Genomic DNA, 17,304 nt, shown 5'->3' with positions numbered 1-17,304 from the left:
GGAGACATCGCCATGCAATCCCGGAAGCGCCTCGGCGGCTTTCTGCTCGGCCTCGTCCTCGCCGTCGGCACGGCGCAGGCCCAGCAACCCCTTCGCATCGTCGTGCCCTTTGCGGCCGGCGGCGGCACCGACCAGTACGCGCGGCTGCTGGCCGCCGAACTGACCCGGCGCGGCACCCAGACCATCGTCGACAACAAGCCAGGCGCCAGTGGCATCTTGGCAGCCGACAACGTCGCGCGCTCCAAGCCCGATGGCACCACCGTGCTCATGAGCTCGCTGAGCATTCTGGCCAGCAACACCGTGATGTACGAGAAGCTGCCTTACGACCCGGTGAAGAGCTTCGCGCCAGTCACGCAGATCGCCTACCAGCCGACCATCATCGTGGGGCGCGCGGACCTGCCTTACAAGAACATCAAGGAAATGGTGGCCTATGCCAAGGCCCATCCGGACAAGATCAACCGCGGCTCGCCGGGCGCCTCCATCCTGACCAACCTGGCGCCGCTGGCCTTCGAGGGCATGGCCGGCATTCGCACGACGCACATTCCGTTCAATGGCGATTCGCCCGGCTTGCAGGCGCTGCTGGGCAGCCAGATCGACATCCAGGGGACCTCCATCACCGGGCCGCTGCAGCACGTCAAGGCGGGCAAGATGCGCGTGCTGGGCGTCATGGACGCCAAGCGCCTGCCCCAGGTGCCCGATGCGCCCACGCTCAAGGAGCAGGGCTACGACATCGAGGCACTGCTGTGGTACGCGCTGTCCGCGCCGGCCGCCACGTCCACGGACACCATCGACAAGCTCAATCGCGCCGTCAACCAGGTGCTGGTCGATCCGGACTTCATCGCGCGCTCCCAGGTGATCGGCATGGAGCCGCGAGGCGGAACGCCGCAGGCGCTGGCCGCCTATGTGAAGGCCGAGACCGAGCGCTGGGTTCCATTGCTTCAGCGCCTGGATCTGCCCAAGCAGGGGCATTGAATGCGTCCGTTGTTCGATGACACGGTGGCCTTGGTCAGCGGGGCGAGCCAGGGCATCGGCTTCGCCATTGCGACCCGCCTGCTGGAGGCCGGCTGTCGCGTCGCGTTGACCGACATCGACGCCGACAAAACGCGCGAGGCCGCCGCGCGCACGGGCCATGCGGCGGACCGCGTGCGCCCGTATGCGCTGGACGTGCGCGACGCCGCGCAATGCGAGGCCGTGGTCGCCGACCTGCAGCAAGCCTGGGGCCGCGTGGGCGTGCTCGTGAACAACGCGGGCGTCGGCGGCCGCAGCGCGGCGTTCGAGGCGCAGTCGCTCTCGGATGACATCGACCATGTGATGGCGGTGAACGTCAAGGGCGTGCTCAACCTGACGGTGGCCTGCACCGAAGGCCTGCGCAAGACGCGGGGTGCCATCGTCAACGTGGCGTCCATCACCTCGCTCGTGGCGACCTCGGCCCACATGGCCTATGGCGCTTCGAAGGGGGCGGTCGGCCAGCTCACGAAATTCCTGGCGCGCGACTTCGGACCGCATGGCGTGCGCGTGAATGCCGTGGCCCCCGGACTGGTCATGACGCCGATGACCGCCCACATCGCCGATGACGCGGAGCGTCACGAGCGGATGGTGCGCCGCACGTTCCTGCGTCGCGTGGGCGATCCGCAGGACATCGCGGGCCCGGTGGTGTTCCTGGCCTCGGAGCAGGCGCGCTACGTCACCGGAACCATCCTGCCGGTCGACGGCGGCTACACCGCCAACTGATGGAGGCCGCGCGGCTGCGCCGTGCGCGGTCGTCCGGTGATCGCCCGGGCGAACAGGCGAACCGCATCGAAGACAAGACCCGAGAACCATCGAATGAACCCAACTTTCATGCAACCCCTTGCCGGCGTGCGCGTGCTGGACCTGTCCCGCGTCATGGCCGGCCCCCTGTGCGGCATGGCGCTGGCCGACCTGGGCGCCGACGTGATCAAGGTCGAACACCCTGAGCGCGGCGACGACACGCGCGACTGGGGCGTGCGCATCGGAAGCCACAACACGTCCTACTTCAACAGCTGCAACCGCAACAAGCGCTCCATCTGCGTGGACCTGCAGGACAAGGAGGGCCAGGACATCGTGCGCCAGCTCGCCGCGCAGAGCGACGTGGTCATCCAGAACTTCAAGTACGGCGGGGCGCAGAAGATGGGCCTGGGCTACGAAGACCTGCGCAAGCTCAACCCGAAGCTCATCTACTGCTCGATCTCGGGCTACTCGGTGCTCAGCCAGGAAAAGGCGCGGCCGGGCTACGACCTCGTGATCCAGGGCGAGACGGGCGTGATGGCCATGAACGGCGAAGAAGGCCAGGGCCCGCTGAAGTTCGGCATTGCCGCGGTCGACATGTTCACCGGCATGTATTCGGCCCAGGCCATCCTCGCCGTGCTCTACGAACGCACGCGCACCGGCGAGGGCCGCCACATCCAGATGTCGCTGTACGACAGCGGGATGATGATCACCTCGTACTACGGGCTCACCGCCTGGCTCAACAAGGGCGACCCCGCCAAGTTCGGCAACTCGCACCCGTCGATCGTGCCTTACGGCGTGTTCGAGGCCGCGGACGGCCCGGTGGTGATCGCGGTCGGCAACAACGGACAGTTCAAGAAGTTCTGCGACGAAGTGATCTTTTGCCCCGAACTGCCGGTCGATCCGAAGTTCGCCACCAACACCGAACGCTCGAAGCACCGGCACGAGTTGCTGCCGCTGCTGCTCGCGAAGATCGGGCAGTTCTCGCGCGCCGATCTCATCGCACGCATGAGCACGGCGGGCATTCCCTGCGGGGAGGTGCTTGGTCTCTACGACGCGCTGCAGTCCGACCGCACGGCGCAGACACGGGTCTGGCACCGCTTCGAAGACACGCAGGCGGGGCCGCAGGCCGTGCACGCGCCGCCCTACATCATCGACGGCGCACGCGCGGGCGTGCGCCACCACCCGCCGCACCTGGGGGAGCACACGGCCGAAGTGCTGCGTGAGCTGCTCGACATGGGCGACGGCCAACTTGATTCCCTGAGCCAAAGAAGCGTCATCAAATGAACGAACACCGCATGCGCGAAACCGAATCAGCCGCCCCGCGCCGGCTCCTGCTGAAGTCGTGCCTCGCGGCCGGCGCAGCGCCCTGGCTGGCGTCGCTCTCCGCCGGCGCCAACGCGGCGAGCCGCTGGCCCGAAAAAACCGTTCGCATGGTCGTGGCCTTTCCGGCCGGCGGCCCGACCGATGCGACCGCGCGCCTGATCGCGCAGAAGCTGACCGGCGCGCTCGGCCAGCCCGTCATCGTGGACAACCGTCCCGGCGCCTCGGGGTCCATCGGCACCACGTCGCTGATCAAGTCGGCGCCTGACGGCTACACGGTGTCGATGTTCGGCATGCCCGCGCTGGTGGCGCCGATCGTCTACAGGAACAACCAGTACGACGTGCGCAAGGATTTCACCTGCGTGGCGTCGGTCTACGACTTGCCGCTGGTCTTCATGATCAACCCGCTGGTGCTGCCGGGCGTGAACGATCTCAAGGGCTTCATCGCGGCCGCGAAGGCGCAGCCGGTCAATTACTCCACCGCGGGGTCGGGGAGCATCGGCCACCTGGCGATGGAGCAGCTCAAGGACATGGGCGGCTTTCCGATGCAGCACGTGGGCTACAAGGGTAGTGCGCCGGCCATCACCGATCTGCTGGGTGGGCAGATCGGCGCCATGTTCGTGGACCTGGTCGCGGCCATGCCGCACATCCGCAGCGGGCGGCTCAAGGCACTGGCGCTCGGCTCTGCCGATGCCCGGGCCTTCCTGCCCGAGGTGCCGGCCATCGCGCAGCAAGGCTTCGCCGGCTTCAATGTGAGCAGCTGGAGCGGCCTGATCGTGCCGAACGGCACGCCGGCCGGCGTGGTGACCCGGCTCGACTCGGAACTGCGCCGCATCCTGGCCGAAGCGGACACGAAGCGCGGGCTCGAAAACATCGGCGCGCTCAGCGCTTACCAGCCGCCCGAAGTCATGAAGCGCCGAATGGCCAGCGAGTTCGAGCGCTGGAACAAGGTGGCGTCGGAGAAGGACATCTCGATCTGATTTGGGGTTGGCACCCTCGGGTGCCGACGCCCTCGCAGCAACGCCCCGGAACCCGAAGCCCTTCGAGGCTTGAGTTCCGGGGCGTTGTGCATGGGGCTCTGAGGATCAGTGCGATTGCTTCGGCAGATTCAAACTGCGCAGGATCGGAAGCCAGCGGTCCGCCTCGACCTTGATGAACCGGGCCAGCTCTTCGGGCGTGCCGCCGCGGGGCTCCATGCCGATGGCGCGGGCGCGGGCCACGAAGTCGGGGTCGGCGATCACCTGGTTCACGGCCTTGTTCAGCCGGTCGATCGCCGGCTTGGGCGTGCCGGTGGGAACCGAGAGCGAGTACCACAGCGTGGCTTCCATGTCGAAGCCCTGCTCCTTGAACGTGGGGGCGTCGGGCACCTGCGGCAGGCGCCGCGAATCCATCACGCCGAGCACGCGCAACTTGCCCGACTTCACATAGGGCAGCGATCCCGTGATGGACGTGCCGTGGATGTCGATCTGGTTGCCCAGCAGGGCCTGCAGCGCGGGGGCGTCTCCGTTGAAGGGAATGTGCAAGGTGCTGAAGCCTTGCTCCTTTTCGAAAGCAATGGGTGCCAGGTTGGTCAGGATGGCTGCGCCGGGCGAACCGCGGTTGATCTTGCCGGGGTTCTGCTTGGCGTAGGCCACCATTTCCTTGATGTTCTTGTAGGGCAGGTCGGTGCGGCCCACGACGATGGCGGGCTGGTATGCGATCTGCGTGACCGGTGCGAAGTCCTTCACGGGGTCGTAGGGCAGCTTCTCGTAGAGCACGCTGTTGTTCGCGAGCGTGCCCAGCGACGACACGAGCACGGTCTGCCCATCCGGTTTGGCGCGGGCCACGTAGTCGGCGGCAAGGATGCCGCTGGCGCCGGGCTTGTTCTCGATGATGACGTTCAGCCCCTGCTTGCCGAGTTCCTGGGCCAGGATGCGGCAGTACTGGTCGGTGCCGCCGCCGGCCGCAAAGGGCACGACGAGGCGGGTCACCTGTTGCGCAAGGGCGAGGGCCGGGGCGAGCGCGCAGGCACCCAGCGCCAACCCCATGACGAGTTTTCGATAGCTCATTCTTGTCTCCTGTTCTGGTTCGAATCGAACGCTGGATTCAGTCTAGGGCGCAGCTCACAGCAGTGATCTGCAAGGAATGAAAAGCAGCTTTGCGGGATGCGCCGACAGGGGCGCCAGCGCGCCCGCACACTTGCCCGATGACCGTGAAGATCACCCGGGTCGGGACGACCAAAGATCAACTGGGCGAGAGCCCCTGCTGGGATGCCGATGCACAGGCCCTGAACTGGATCGACGCGCTGGCCGGCACGCTGTGGCGGTTGAACCCCGAGGCCGGGCTGCCCGAGCCGCACCCGTTGCCTGCGCCCGTGGGCTCGATCGCGCCATGCCGCAGTCAGGCTGTCGTGGTGGCGCTGCGCCACACCTTTGCGCGCTATGACTTCGCCACGCGGACACTGGAGCACCTGGCCCGCATTCCCGTGGACGATCCGAAGGTCCGCTTCAACGATGGCAAATGCGATCCGGCGGGCAACTTCCTGGCGGGCACCATGCACGTCGATCGCCAGGCCGACGAGGCCGTGAAGGGCGGGCTCTACCGGCTGCGCCCCGACCTTCGTGTGGAGCACCTGGCCGACGACATCGGCTTTGCCAATGGGCCTTGCTTCAGCCCTGACGGCCGCGTGCTGTACCTGGCCGACAGCCTGGAGAGAACCCTCTGGGCCTATGACTACGACCCGTACGGCCCCCTGCGCAACAAGCGCGAGTTCGCGAAGACGCACGCGTTCGACTCCGGGCCCGACGGGGCAACGGTGGATTCACAAGGGTTCCTCTGGACGGTGCTGACCCGCGCCGCCAAGCTGGCGCGCTATGCCCCGGACGGCACGCTGGAGCGCTTGGTCGAGTTGCCGGTGAGCTACCCCACGAGCATCTGCTTCGGCGGGCCCCGCCTGGAGCACATGTACCTGACCAGCATTTCACGCAGCGCCCGGCTGGAGGGCGACAAGGCACAGGATGGCGGGCTGTTCCGGATCGAGGGGCTGCCGGCCACGGGGCGTCTGCCCCATCATTTCGCTGACGTCTAGCGGGGCTCGCTTCTGAGCGCATCCGCCACGTAGTCCACGAAGGCCCGCACCTTCAGCGGGAGCACGCGGCTCTGCCGGAAGACGGCGAAGACGCCGTTAGAGAACGCCCGCACGGCAAAGCGGTATTCGGGCAGCAGCCGCACCAGCGTGCCGTCGCGCAGGTCGTCGCGCACGGTGGCCTCGGACAGCAGCGCCACGCCCATGCCGCCGATGGCGGCCAGCCGCAGCAGCTCGCCGTTGTTGGCGCTGAGCACGCCCTGGATGGCCAGCTCCTGCGGTTCGCCCGCCGCGTCGATGTACTTCCAGGTGATGACCTCGCGCTCGCGCCGGTAGGTGAGGCAGCGCACGTGCGGCAGGTCGCTGGGATGGCGGATGCGCGAGTAGGTCTTCACGAAGGCCGGGCTGGCCACCAGCACCTCGTCGCTGGACTGCAGCCGCTTGATGACGAAGCCTGAATCGTTGGACTCTCCGGTGCGGATGTCGACGTCGAAGTCGTGCTCCACCAGGTTGATCGGATGCTCGGAGAGTTCGAGCTCGACACGGATGTCCGGATAGAGCTCCGCGAAGCGCGGCAGCAGCGGCGCGAGCACCCGCAGGCCGATGTGCGTGCGCGAATGCACGCGCAGGCGGCCCTCCGGGCGCTGGCGCGCGTTGTGCACGGCCTGCTCGGCCTCGCTCATGAGTTCCAGCATCGCCTCGGCCCGCTCCAGGAAGGCCTGGCCTGCTTCCGTCACCTTGAGGTTGCGGCTGGTGCGGTCCACCAGTTGCACGCCCAGTTCTTCTTCCAGTGCGCTGATGCGCCGCGAGATGGTCGCGGGCGAAAGGCTGAGGCTGCGGGCCGCAGCCGAGAGGCTGCCTTTGCGCTGGGTGGCCACAAAGATGCGCAGCGAGTCGAGGGCCTTCATTTCGAAAGACGCAAAGAAGCTGTGCGTTCGCTGGTGATCCACGCAGGCATTGAGTTCCTACGATGGACCTCGATCAAAACCAGCCAACCAGGAGCAACAGCGATGGATTTCGGAATCTTCATTTTGATGCAGCAGCGGAACAAGCATAAGACCTCCCACCAGATCCTGCGCGACGCCATCGAGCAGACGCGCCTGGCGGACGAACTGGGTTTCGGTGCCGCGTGGTACGCCGAGCACCACTTCAGCAACTACGGCATGTGCTCGTCGCCCTTGACCATGATCGCGCACTGCGCCGCAGTCACCCGCAACATCCGGCTGGGAACCGGCATTGTCGTCGCTCCGCTGTACACGCCGGCCCGCCTGATCGCGGATGTGGCCATGGTCGACCAGCTGTCGAACGGCCGGCTGAACCTGGGCATCGGCTCGGGCTACCAGCAGTTCGAGTTCGAGCGCTTCGGCGTGTCGCTCGAATCCGCCAAGGGCCGCACCTTCGAGATGCTCGACATGCTCGAGGCGGGCCTGAAGGAGCCCAAATTCAGCTACGACGGCGCGTACTACCAGCAGCCGATGAGCGCCATCAGCCAGCGGGCAGTGCAGCGTCCCATGCCACCGATGTGGATCACCAGCGTCGATCCGGCGTTCCTGTCGCGCGCCGTGAAGTCCGATCACCATGTGTTCGTCTCCGGCGGCGACGGCGGCCTGGAGAAGCTGGCGGGCACCCGGGCCCTCATCGACAAGGTGGCTGCGGCGGAGGGCAAGGACCCGGCCGGCGTGCAGGTCGGCCTGCTGCGCGCGGCCTATGCCAGCAACAACAAGGACGAGGTGGAGAGCTATCTCGAGTGCGCCCGCTACCAGCGCCGCATCGCCGTGAGCCTGAAGCGGCGCACCGCGCAGATCGCCGACGACTACCAGGTCGAAGAGGGCATCGTCGAGGGCGAGCCCACGCTTGACGAGATGCGCGCGCTGCTGCCCGTGGGCGACATCGACACCGTGATCGAGCGCGTGGTCAACGAAATCCGCACGCTCAAGCCGGTGCACTACTGCTTCCAGACGCAGATGGGCGATTTCGATCACGCCACGATGCTGCGCCAGCTCGAGGTCTGGGGCAAGGTCATCATTCCGACGGTGCAGCAGGAGATCGCCAACGATCCGCCGCACCGGCCCGTGGCCCAGAGCGAACTTGCTGCGGCCTGAGGCCGAGCGCCAGGAGACGCCATGTCCGAAGTCGCTGAAGAAGAAAGCACCCGCGGCGCCATCGAGCCTGCCCAGTTCCGTCAGCTGCTCGGGTGCTTTCCGACCGGCGTGGCGGTCATCACCACCTGCACGCCGGACGGCCAGCCGGCCGGCCTGACCTGCAACTCCTTCAGTTCGGTCTCGCTGGACCCGCCGCTGGTGCTGTTCAGCCTGCGCAATGCGAGCCGATTGCTGGGCACGTTCCAGGCGGCGGACGGCTTTGTCATCAACATCCTTTCCGAGCAGCAGGATGCGCTGTCGGGCCGGTTCGCATCGAGCAAGATCGAGGACAAGTTCGAGGGCGTGCCGTGGCGCACCGGCGCGCTGGGCATGCCGCTGATCGACGATTGCCTGGCGAGCTTCGAGTGCCGCGTGCATGCGGCCCACGAAGCCGGCGACCACACCATCTTCATCGGCGAGGTCCGGCACCTGAGCGCCGGCGCGGCCGACCAGGCGCTGGTGTTCTACAAGGGCGCTTACATGAAGCTGGCCGAGTCGCTGCGCAAGCTGGTCGTGGAAGGGCGGTTGGGAGATGCCGACATCGACGAGGCCTATCGCACGCTCTATGGCACGTTGCTGCGCCTGGCCAGCGAACGCGCCACCGAGGCCGAGCTCGACGCCGTGCATGAAGCCGCCGGTGCCATTGAGGCCCATCCCGACGACGCGCCGCTCAAAGAGCGCATCGCCTCCGCCAGTGCGTTCTTCTCTTCGATCGCTACGGCCGGCCACAACGAAGCGCTCACGCTGATGGCGCAGACCATGACCAGCGTGTTGCGCGAGCGCATGACGCATGTGCTCTCGGTGCGCCCGCGTCCCGACCTGTTTCCGCTGCGCCGCAAGGTGGCGCACAACCTGCGCCAGCGCGACGCCGCCGGTGCCACCGCCGCCCTGGACGAGCTGATCACGCAGCTGCGCAAGGGTTGAGCCTTTCCGAAATTCCACAGGAGACAAGATGTCCATCGACTACGCCGGCTTCCGGCGCGAACTCGAATCGTTCGTGCGCAGCGCCTGCCCGCCAGAGATCCGCGCCGTCGTCGCGGCCGGCCAGAAGATCACGAAGCGCGAGTACCAGGCCTGGCAGAAGATCCTCAACGCCCAGGGCTGGGGTGCGCCGAGCTGGCCGCGCGAAGCCGGCGGCATGGGCTGGGACATCCGCCAGCGCCTCATCTTCGAGGAGGTGATGGCCGAGAACGACTGTCCGCCCCTGTACCACCATGGGCTGGGGCACATCGGGCCGGTGATCATCCGCTTCGGCACACCCGAGCAGAAGGCGCGGTTCCTGCCGCGCATCCTCGACGGTTCGGACTGGTGGTGCCAGGGGTATTCGGAGCCCGGCTCGGGCTCCGACCTGGCCTCGCTGTCCACCAGCGCACGGCGGGACGGCGACGAGTGGGTCGTCAACGGCCAGAAGATCTGGACCTCGCATGCCCACGAGGCCAGCATGATCTACATGCTGGTGCGCACGTCGAAGGAAGCGAAGAAGCAGGAAGGCATCTCGCTGCTGCTGGTGCCCATGGACACCCCGGGCATCACCGTGCGTCCCATCCAGACCATCGATGGTTGGCACCATCTGAACGAGGTGTTCTTCGACGAGGTGCGCGTGCGCGCCGACAACCTCGTCGGCGAGGTCGGCAAGGGCTGGACCTGCGCCAAGTTCCTGCTCGAGCGTGAACGCCTTCCGCCGGCCAACGTGGCGCGGCTGGAGCTCATGCGCCGCCAGGTCACGCAACTGGTGGAAGAGGCGAGCCGTGCCACTGCGGGGCTGCGCGACTTCGACGGCCTGCACCACAAGCTGCTGCTGTGCGAGGCCGACGTGAAGGGTGCGCGCGTGATGATGGCGCAGGCCACCGACGACCTGATCCACCAGCGGCCACTGGGCGTGCAGCCCTCGGTCATCAAGATGACCTGCGCCGACGTCGCGCAGCGCCTGACGACCATCGCCCTCGATGCGGTCGGTCCCGATGCCGCCCATCGCTTTCTCGCCGAGGTGGGGGACGACGTGCCCGACGCCACCTGGATCCAGAACTACATGTTCACGCGCGCCCGCACCATCGCCGGCGGCACCTCCGAGGTGCAGCGCAACGTGGTCGCCAACGAACTCCTGGGAGCCTGAGCCATGTCCACATCTTTCCCGTCGCTCTTTCCCGGCATGCTGCTGGACGCGGCGAGCCGCTATGCGCAAGACCACATCGCCGTCGCGATCCAGGGCGACCCCGTGCGCGAACTGGGCTGGACGGCCACCCTCGTGCCCGAGGAGGCCGGCGGTGTCGGCGGCAGCCTGAGCGATCTCGCGTCCATCGTGGAGGGGCTCGCCACGCATGGCCTTCAACTGCCGGTGGTCGAGACCTGCGCCGTGGTGCCGTTGCTGCTGCAGGCCGCGGGTGCCGAAACGGCCCGGCGCTGGCTGGAAGCCGTGGCCGAGGGCAGCGTGCAGATGGCACCCTTGACCGCCTTGTCTGCCACGCCCGACGTCCATGCCGTGACGGCCAGGCACCTCGACATCGGCTACGAGTTGAGCGGAACTGTGCAGGGCGTCGACGCGACGCTGCCTGCCACGCATTACCTCGTGCCTGCGCAAGTCGATGGCGAAGACGCCATCTTCCTGGTCGATGCCGAACGCATCGGCGCACCGAAGGCCCGCTACCGGACGATGGAGGGCCGCCTGGGCGCGGACTTCGTCCTGACGCAGCTTGCCGCGCCCGAGAGCGCTTGCATCGCGCGTGGCGCTGCTGCACGCGATGCGCGCGCCAAGGCGACCGATGCCGCCTTGCTGCTCACGGCCGCCGACACGGTGGCCGCGCTGGCCACCCTCATCCGCCAGACGGTCACCCACCTGAAGGAGCGGCGCCAGTTCGGCGTGGCGCTGTCGAGCTTCCAGGTGCTGCGCCATCGCGTGGCCGACATGTACGTGAAGTACCTTGGCGCCAAGGGCCTGGTGATCCATTGCTTCCACGCCCATGAACAGAACGCGCCCGACCTGCGCCGCACCCTGCGCCTGGCCAAGGTGTCGCTGGCCGAGTCGGCACGCGCCTGTGCGGAAGCGGCCATCCAGATGCATGGCGGCATGGGGGTGAGCGAAGAAGTGCTGGCCACGCGCACGGCGCAGCGCCTCATCGCCTCCGAGTTCCGCTACGGCGACCGCCTCCTGCATGTCGCCCAGCTGCTGGCGCCACAGGCGTGTGCACCGCAAGTTTCTTTTTCCAACCAAACCGGGAGTGTGCGATGAGCATCAATCTGGAAGTTTCCGACTACATCGCCGTCGTCCGGCTCGATAAACCGCCGGTCAACGCGCTGGACCGCGCCACGCGCCGCCGCCTGATCGAGATCTTTGATGAAGTCTCCGAGCGCCCTGACGTGCGCGTGGCGATCCTCACGGGCACCGGCAAGTTCTTCTGCTCCGGCGCGGACCTGAAGGACCGTCCCAATGCCGAGAAGGCCGGCGACTTCCTCGACCACAACCGATGGACGCGCGAGACGGGCAATGCCATCCGCGAATGCGCCAAGCCCGTGATCGCGGCCGTCAACGGCCCCGCGCTGGGCGCGGGCTTCGGTCTCATGGCCTCCTGCGACATTTTCCTGGCGAGCGAGGACGCCACCTTCGCCATGCCGGAGATCAACGTCGGGCTCGCAGGCGGTGTCTCGATGCTGCGCACCATGGTCGGGCGGTCGTTCACGCGCCGCATGTTCTTCACCGGCATGAAGGTGCCTGCCGCCGAGCTGTACCGCCGCGGCGTGATCGACGAGGTGGTGCCCGCCGAACAGCTGATGCCCCTGGCGATGGAGATCGCGCAGGAGATCGCCTCCAAAGCGCCGCTTGCCATCGCCTATGCCAAGCAGGCTGCCAACATGATGGATCTGATGCCGCAGCGCGACGGCTACCGCTTCGAGCAGAACTTCACTATGGCGCTGGCCCGCACCGAGGACGCGCAGGAGGCCCGCAAGGCCTTCCTCGAGAAGCGCAAACCCATCTACAAGGGGCGCTGAGATGCCGGTCGTGGAAGTGGGGCGCGGCATGGACGCGCTGTTCAAGCCGCGCTCGATCGCCATCTTCGGGGCGTCGGACGACGTCACCAAGATCGGCGGCCGGCCGCTGCAGTTCCTGCAGAAGTACGGCTACGCGGGCGGCATCTATCCGATCAACCGCAAGGCGGGCCTCGTGCAGTCGCTGCCGGCCTACGCAACCCTGGACGACGTTTCCGCCGTGCCCGAGCTGGCCGTGATCGCCGTGCCGCCCGCGGGCGTGCTCGACGCGGTGAAGGATTGCGCCCGGCGCGGCGTGAAAGCCGCGGTCATCCTGTCGGCCGGATTTTCCGAGATGGGCGAGGAGGGCAGCCGCCTGCAGGCCCAGATCGGGGACGTCGCCCGCGCCACTGGCCTGCGCGTGGTCGGCCCCAACTGCCTGGGCGCGATCGGCGTGCCCGACAAGAGCATCGCCACCTTCTCGGTGGCGCTGGAGTCGTCTTTTCCCGTCGCCGGCGCGGTGGGCATCGTCTCGCAAAGCGGCAACCTGGGCAGCTTCACCCTGCGCCTGGCCGGCGAGCGCGGCCTGGGCGTCAGCCGCATGCTGACAACGGGCAACGAATGCGACGTGGACATCGCCGATGCCATCGCCTCGCTGGCGACCGACCCCGGCACGCGCGTGATCCTTTGCTGCATGGAAACCTGCCGCGACGGCGCCAAGCTGATGCAGGCCATGGCCATGGCCCGGGAGGCGGGCAAACCCCTGGTGGTCCTGAAGGTCGGCGTCTCGGAGGCCGGCAGCGAGGCGGCGGCCTCGCACACCGGCGCCCTAGCCTGCTCCGACGCCGTGTTTGACGCCGTGCTGCGCAACGGTGGCGCCATCCGCGTGCCCAGCATCGAGCAGTTGCTCGAAGTCGGCCATGCGCTGTCTGTCGTCGGCCCGGCGTATGTGCCCGGCGGCCATCGCGTGGCCGTGCTCACGGCCTCCGGCGGCTTCGGCGTGCTGCTGGCCGATGCGGCCAGTGCGCAAGGCCTGGCGCTGCCCAAGCTCGCCGCGCAGACGCAGGAACGCATCCTGTCGGTCGTGCCCTTCGCCGCGCCCTCCAACCCGGTGGACATGACGGCGCAGGTGTCGAGCCGGCCGGAGGTGCTGGCCCGCATGCTCGATGCGGTGGCGCGCGACGACAGTTGCGATGCGCTGATCCTGCAATCGGCCAATGCCTTCCATGTGCCCCGGCTGCGCGATGTGTTTCTTGCCGCGCTGGAACAGGTGCGCAAGGACCATCCTTCGCGCCTGATCCTCCTGTGTGCCCGCGCGCCGCAGGACGTGCGGGCCACGCTCAACGCGATGGGTTTCCCCGTGGTCGAAGGCATCGATGCGGCCTGCGCGACGGTGGCGGCACTGCTGCGCTTCGGTGCGCGCGACGTCGCACGGGCTGCAGCGCCGGCCATCGAGCGCGTGCCGTTGGCTGCGCAGGCCTTCGCCACCGAGGCGAGCGCCAAGGCCGTGCTGGCCGAAGCCGGCCTGCCCGTGCCGCGTGAGGCGATTGCCGCCAACCGCGACGAGGCGCTCGCCGCGGCGCGCGCGATGGGCTTTCCGCTGGTGCTCAAGATCGTCTCGCCCGACATCGCCCACAAGACCGAGGTCGGCGGCGTGTTCGTCGGCGTGCGGTCCGAAGCGCAACTGCTCGAGGAGTACGACCAGCTGCTTGCGCGCGTGGCGCAGAAGGCACCCGCGGCGCGCATCGCCGGCGTGCTCGTCGCGCAGATGGTGCAGGGCGGCGTCGAGCTGATCCTGGGCACCAAGAAGGACCCCATGTTCGGCCCGATGGTGATGGTCGGCCTGGGCGGCATCTTTGCCGAGATATTCAAAGACGTGGCACTGCAGCCGGCGCCTGTCGACGAGGCGCAGGCCACCGCCATGCTGCAGTCGCTCAAGGCCTTCCCGCTGCTCGACGGCGCGCGTGGCCGGCCGAAGGCCGATGTGACGGCGGCGGCGAAGGCCATCGTGGCGCTGTCGCGATTTGCCGTGCGCCATGCCGACAGCGTGTCCGAGATCGATATCAACCCCTTGGTGGTGCTGGACCAGGGGCGTGGCGCGCATGCGCTGGACGCCCTGCTGGTGCCCGAGCCACCCCTCACGAAAGCCCACCCATGACCATGTCTCTTTCAGGCCGAGCGGCCTTCATCAGCGGCGCCGGCCACGGCATCGGTCGCGCCACCGCACGCGCCATGGCCCGCCTGGGCGCCACGGTCGGCATCAACGACCTGAAGCCCGAGTTCGTGGAAGAGGCCGTGGCCGAGATCCGCGCGCTGGGAGGCCAGGCCATCGGGCTGCCCTGCGATGTGTCGACGCGCGAAGGCATGCGCGAGGCCGTGGCGCAGTTCGTGCGCGATGCAGGGCGGCTGGACATCATGGTCAACAACGCCGCCTGGGTGCGCTACCAGCCGCTCGCCGAGATCACGCCCGAGGTCATGGACCGCATGGTGGAGATCGGCTTCAAGTCGGTGATCTGGGGCATCCAGGCCGCAGCGGAAGTCATGGACGCGGAGCGCGGTGGCTCGATCATCAACGTGGCGTCCATCGCGGCCTTCAAGTCGCCGATGCGCTCGGTGGTCTACAGCGGCATCAAGGCCGGCGTGCTGGGCATCACCCGCGCATCGGCGGCCGACCTGGGCGCGCGCAACATCCGCGTGAACGCGGTGGCGCCCGGCGCCGTGCCCACCGAGGGCACGGCCAAGCATCGCAACGCCGAACTCGATGCCCGGCGCATCGGGCGCACACCGCTGGGCCGTCTGGGCACGGTGGAGGACATCGCCGATGCCATCTGCTTCCTGGCCGGCGACGGCTCGCGTTTCTTCAATGCGGATGTGCTGCGCCTGGACGGCGGCGCTTCGGAGACCTCGCTGTGAGCGGCGCCGTTGCATCGCCCAAGCGCGTGCAGAACGTGTTCGTCGTGGCGAAGGAGCCGGCCCGTCTGCATGCCTTCTACGAAGGTGCGCTCGGCCTGCCGATGAAGTTTCGCGATGGCGACCGCTGGATCCAGTACGGCGTGGGCAACACCAACGTGGCCCTGGCCTGCCTTGAAGAAGCGGCGCCCGCCACCAGCGGGCTGGTGATGGTGCTGGAGGTGGACGACTTCGAGGGCGCGCAGGAACGCATCGTTGCCGCCGGCGGGCAGGTCCTGGGCCTGCGCGACATGGGCGATCACGGGGCCGTGCTGTCGCTGCGCGATCCCGAGGGCAACTTGGTGCAGCTGTTTCGGCGCGCCGCGCCCGCCGCCGCATGAGCGCGTCGGAGCCGATGCCGGCAGCCTTGCAGGCGCTGCTGGACCGCGAGGCGATTCGCGACTGCCTGCTGCGCTACTGCCGAGGGATCGACCGCTGCGACGAGGCCGCCTTGCGTTCGGCCTACTGGGAGGACGCCACGGATTGCCACGGCGCGTGGAACGGCAGTGCTGACGGCTTCATCGCGCAGGCGCTGCCCAGGTTGCGGCAAGGCGGACGCCGCGTCCATCAGATCACCAACGTGCTGATCGAGCTGCATGGTGACGCTGCCGGAGTGGAAAGCAGCTTCTTCGCGCTGCAGGCCACGGCCACGCAGCCGGATCGCGAGACCTTTCTCTGCGGCCGCTACGTGGACCGTTTCGAGCGTCGCGGCGGCGAGTGGCGCGTGGCCGCGCGGACCGTGGTCTACGACTGGATGGAGGAGCGCACACGGCCCGAGCTGGCGCAGGACGACGCTGCCCTGTTCGGCGTGCGCCAGCCGGTCGGCAGGGCAGCGCCGCACGACGCCGTGTACGCGCTGTTGCGCGACGTGCGCGGCACCTGATGCCCACCGTTCTGCTCACCGGCGCCGCTGCAGGCATCGGGCGCGCCACGGCGTTGGCCCTGGCGCGCGCAGGATGGCGCTGCGTTCTGGTCGACGCCGATGCGCAGGCGCTGCAGCGCCTCGGAGCTGCGTGGCCGGCCGATGCCGAACCACCGATGCACCTCGTGGCCGACCTGACGGATGCAGCCCGGATCGAGCGCCTGGGGCACGAGATTCCGCCGCTCGATGCATTGATCAACAACGCGGGCCTGTCGGCCGGTGGCGCCGAGGCCACGTCGGGCCATGACGACGGCTCGGCGGCTCGCCTTCTTGCGCTCAACCTGGCCGCGCCGGCGCGCATGGTGCAGGCCTGTGCGCCGCACCTGCGCCCCGGGGCGCGCATCGTCAACGTGGCGTCTGGTGCAGGCCTACGCGCCATTCCGTGGCGCGGTCTCTACAGCCCCAGCAAGGCCGGCCTGATCGGGCAGAGCCGCGCGTTGGCGCAAGCCCGGCCCGACTGGACGGTGACCACGCTGGCACCGGGCTTCGTGCGAACCGAACTCGTTCAGCGCCTGATCGAGGGCGGCCGGCTGAATCCGGCGCAGGCGGTGTCGAAGATCCCCATGGGCCGGATGGCCGAGCCTGAGGACATGGCGCACGCGTTGTGCTTCCTGGCCAGTCCCGGCGCGCGCGTGCTCACCGGACAACTGCTGGTGCTCGACGGCGGCTCGTCCGTGTGCGGAGGGAGTCAGTCGCTGCCGGCCGGCGCGCATCTGCCGCTTCCGTTCGATGCGCCCTTGCGCCCGCATCTCGAGTCCGTGCGCGAGCCGGCCTGGCATGCGGCACTGGGCGTGTGGGTGCGTGCGCATGCAGGCCACCTCGAGCGCGCGGGCTGTCCGGCGGTCATCGACGCGCGCGCGCTGGATGCGCAGTCCGGCACGCGGCTCGATGCCGTGCTCGATGCGGCGCGCCGCTTTCGTTCGAGCCACGCCGCGCTGGCCAGCCTCACGCTGCTGTTGCCTGCGTCCGAACCGGAGCTCGATTGGCCACTGGCCGGCGACGCCGATGCAGTCCGGATGCTGGTGGCCACGCTGGCCGCCGAATGGGGCGCGCACGGGCTGCGTATCAACGCGCTGGAGCTGACGCACGGCCTGGTGCCGCAGGCCTGCCTGCCGCTGCTCGACTACGTGGCCGGCCCGCGCGCGCAGTTTCTGACCGGGCAGGTGCTGAGGCTCGGCGCCGGGCATTGAGTTCCTGCG

At 68.4% G+C, this 17,304-nt stretch carries 17 protein-coding genes; 15 read left to right on the top strand and 2 right to left on the bottom strand.

Annotated elements, in window-relative coordinates; all coding sequences use genetic code 11:
• The first annotated feature begins 12 nt into the window (after positions 1–12).
• The 4 genes from AC1RAA_RS08750 to AC1RAA_RS08735 all read left to right on the top strand — a co-directional run bounded on the left by AC1RAA_RS08750 (position 13) and on the right by AC1RAA_RS08735 (position 4,049).
• A complete protein-coding gene (locus AC1RAA_RS08750) occupies positions 13–972 on the top strand; it encodes a Bug family tripartite tricarboxylate transporter substrate binding protein (RefSeq protein ID WP_492727655.1) in 960 nt (319 codons plus the stop codon).
• Positions 973–1,731, top strand: a complete 759-nt coding sequence (locus AC1RAA_RS08745; protein WP_492727654.1) for an SDR family NAD(P)-dependent oxidoreductase — start codon at positions 973–975, stop codon at positions 1,729–1,731.
• Between the two features lie 108 nt (positions 1,732–1,839).
• Positions 1,840–3,033: a CaiB/BaiF CoA transferase family protein gene (locus AC1RAA_RS08740; RefSeq protein WP_492740550.1), complete on the top strand. Its 1,194-nt coding sequence runs from the start codon at positions 1,840–1,842 to the stop codon at positions 3,031–3,033.
• Positions 3,030–4,049, top strand: a complete 1,020-nt coding sequence (locus AC1RAA_RS08735; protein WP_492727652.1) for a Bug family tripartite tricarboxylate transporter substrate binding protein — start codon at positions 3,030–3,032, stop codon at positions 4,047–4,049. The genes AC1RAA_RS08740 and AC1RAA_RS08735 overlap by 4 nt, the downstream gene beginning before the upstream one ends.
• A gap of 105 nt (positions 4,050–4,154) precedes the next feature.
• Here AC1RAA_RS08735 and AC1RAA_RS08730 read toward each other — a convergent pair whose 3' ends face one another.
• Positions 4,155–5,117 (bottom strand): Bug family tripartite tricarboxylate transporter substrate binding protein, encoded by a 963-nt coding sequence (locus AC1RAA_RS08730; protein WP_492727651.1) that lies wholly within the window; start codon positions 5,115–5,117, stop codon positions 4,155–4,157.
• Positions 5,118–5,254: 137 nt separating this feature from the next.
• On the opposite strand from AC1RAA_RS08730, the gene AC1RAA_RS08725 reads away from it, so the two are divergent.
• Positions 5,255–6,136 carry an SMP-30/gluconolactonase/LRE family protein gene (locus tag AC1RAA_RS08725; protein ID WP_492727650.1) on the top strand — a complete coding sequence of 294 codons (882 nt, stop codon included), beginning with the start codon at positions 5,255–5,257 and terminating at the stop codon, positions 6,134–6,136.
• On the opposite strand, the gene AC1RAA_RS08720 is transcribed toward AC1RAA_RS08725, so the two are convergent.
• Positions 6,133–7,041: a LysR family transcriptional regulator gene (locus tag AC1RAA_RS08720; protein ID WP_492727649.1), complete on the bottom strand. Its 909-nt coding sequence runs from the start codon at positions 7,039–7,041 to the stop codon at positions 6,133–6,135. The two genes, AC1RAA_RS08725 and AC1RAA_RS08720, sit on opposite strands and share 4 nt — an antisense overlap.
• A 102-nt stretch (positions 7,042–7,143) precedes the next feature.
• Here AC1RAA_RS08720 and AC1RAA_RS08715 point away from each other — a divergent pair, with 102 nt between their 5' ends.
• The 10 genes from AC1RAA_RS08715 to AC1RAA_RS08670 are packed head-to-tail and all read left to right on the top strand — an operon-like array spanning position 7,144 to position 17,295.
• Positions 7,144–8,235, top strand: a complete 1,092-nt coding sequence (locus AC1RAA_RS08715) for an LLM class flavin-dependent oxidoreductase (RefSeq protein ID WP_492727648.1) — start codon at positions 7,144–7,146, stop codon at positions 8,233–8,235.
• 21 nt (positions 8,236–8,256) lie between these two features.
• On the top strand, positions 8,257–9,198 hold the full coding sequence (locus AC1RAA_RS08710; RefSeq protein WP_492727647.1) for a flavin reductase: 942 nt from the start codon (positions 8,257–8,259) through the stop codon (positions 9,196–9,198).
• Positions 9,199–9,226: 28 nt separating this feature from the next.
• Positions 9,227–10,387 carry an acyl-CoA dehydrogenase family protein gene (locus AC1RAA_RS08705; RefSeq protein WP_492727646.1) on the top strand — a complete coding sequence of 387 codons (1,161 nt, stop codon included), beginning with the start codon at positions 9,227–9,229 and terminating at the stop codon, positions 10,385–10,387.
• A gap of 3 nt (positions 10,388–10,390) precedes the next feature.
• The gene (locus tag AC1RAA_RS08700) at positions 10,391–11,500 is read left to right on the top strand and encodes an acyl-CoA dehydrogenase family protein (protein ID WP_492727645.1); all 1,110 of its coding nucleotides are present in this window, start codon (positions 10,391–10,393) and stop codon (positions 11,498–11,500) included.
• Positions 11,497–12,258 carry an enoyl-CoA hydratase/isomerase family protein gene (locus tag AC1RAA_RS08695; protein ID WP_492727644.1) on the top strand — a complete coding sequence of 254 codons (762 nt, stop codon included), beginning with the start codon at positions 11,497–11,499 and terminating at the stop codon, positions 12,256–12,258. Before AC1RAA_RS08700 ends, AC1RAA_RS08695 begins: the two co-directional genes overlap by 4 nt.
• A gap of 1 nt (position 12,259) precedes the next feature.
• A complete protein-coding gene (locus AC1RAA_RS08690) occupies positions 12,260–14,392 on the top strand; it encodes an acetate--CoA ligase family protein (RefSeq protein ID WP_492727643.1) in 2,133 nt (710 codons plus the stop codon).
• Positions 14,389–15,147, top strand: a complete 759-nt coding sequence (locus AC1RAA_RS08685) for an SDR family NAD(P)-dependent oxidoreductase (RefSeq protein WP_369646493.1) — start codon at positions 14,389–14,391, stop codon at positions 15,145–15,147. The genes AC1RAA_RS08690 and AC1RAA_RS08685 overlap by 4 nt, the downstream gene beginning before the upstream one ends.
• Positions 15,144–15,524 (top strand): VOC family protein, encoded by a 381-nt coding sequence (locus tag AC1RAA_RS08680; protein ID WP_492727642.1) that lies wholly within the window; start codon positions 15,144–15,146, stop codon positions 15,522–15,524. Before AC1RAA_RS08685 ends, AC1RAA_RS08680 begins: the two co-directional genes overlap by 4 nt.
• Positions 15,521–16,066, top strand: a complete 546-nt coding sequence (locus tag AC1RAA_RS08675; RefSeq protein WP_492727641.1) for a nuclear transport factor 2 family protein — start codon at positions 15,521–15,523, stop codon at positions 16,064–16,066. Before AC1RAA_RS08680 ends, AC1RAA_RS08675 begins: the two co-directional genes overlap by 4 nt.
• A complete protein-coding gene (locus AC1RAA_RS08670; RefSeq protein WP_492727640.1) occupies positions 16,066–17,295 on the top strand; it encodes an SDR family NAD(P)-dependent oxidoreductase in 1,230 nt (409 codons plus the stop codon). The genes AC1RAA_RS08675 and AC1RAA_RS08670 overlap by 1 nt, the downstream gene beginning before the upstream one ends.
• Positions 17,296–17,304: the final 9 nt, after the last annotated feature.

The sequence above is a fragment of the Variovorax sp. GW823-FHT04F07 genome, from assembly GCF_058795995.1.
Note: the sequence above shows the minus strand (reverse complement) of the source record. Positions and strands in the feature narration are given on the sequence as shown.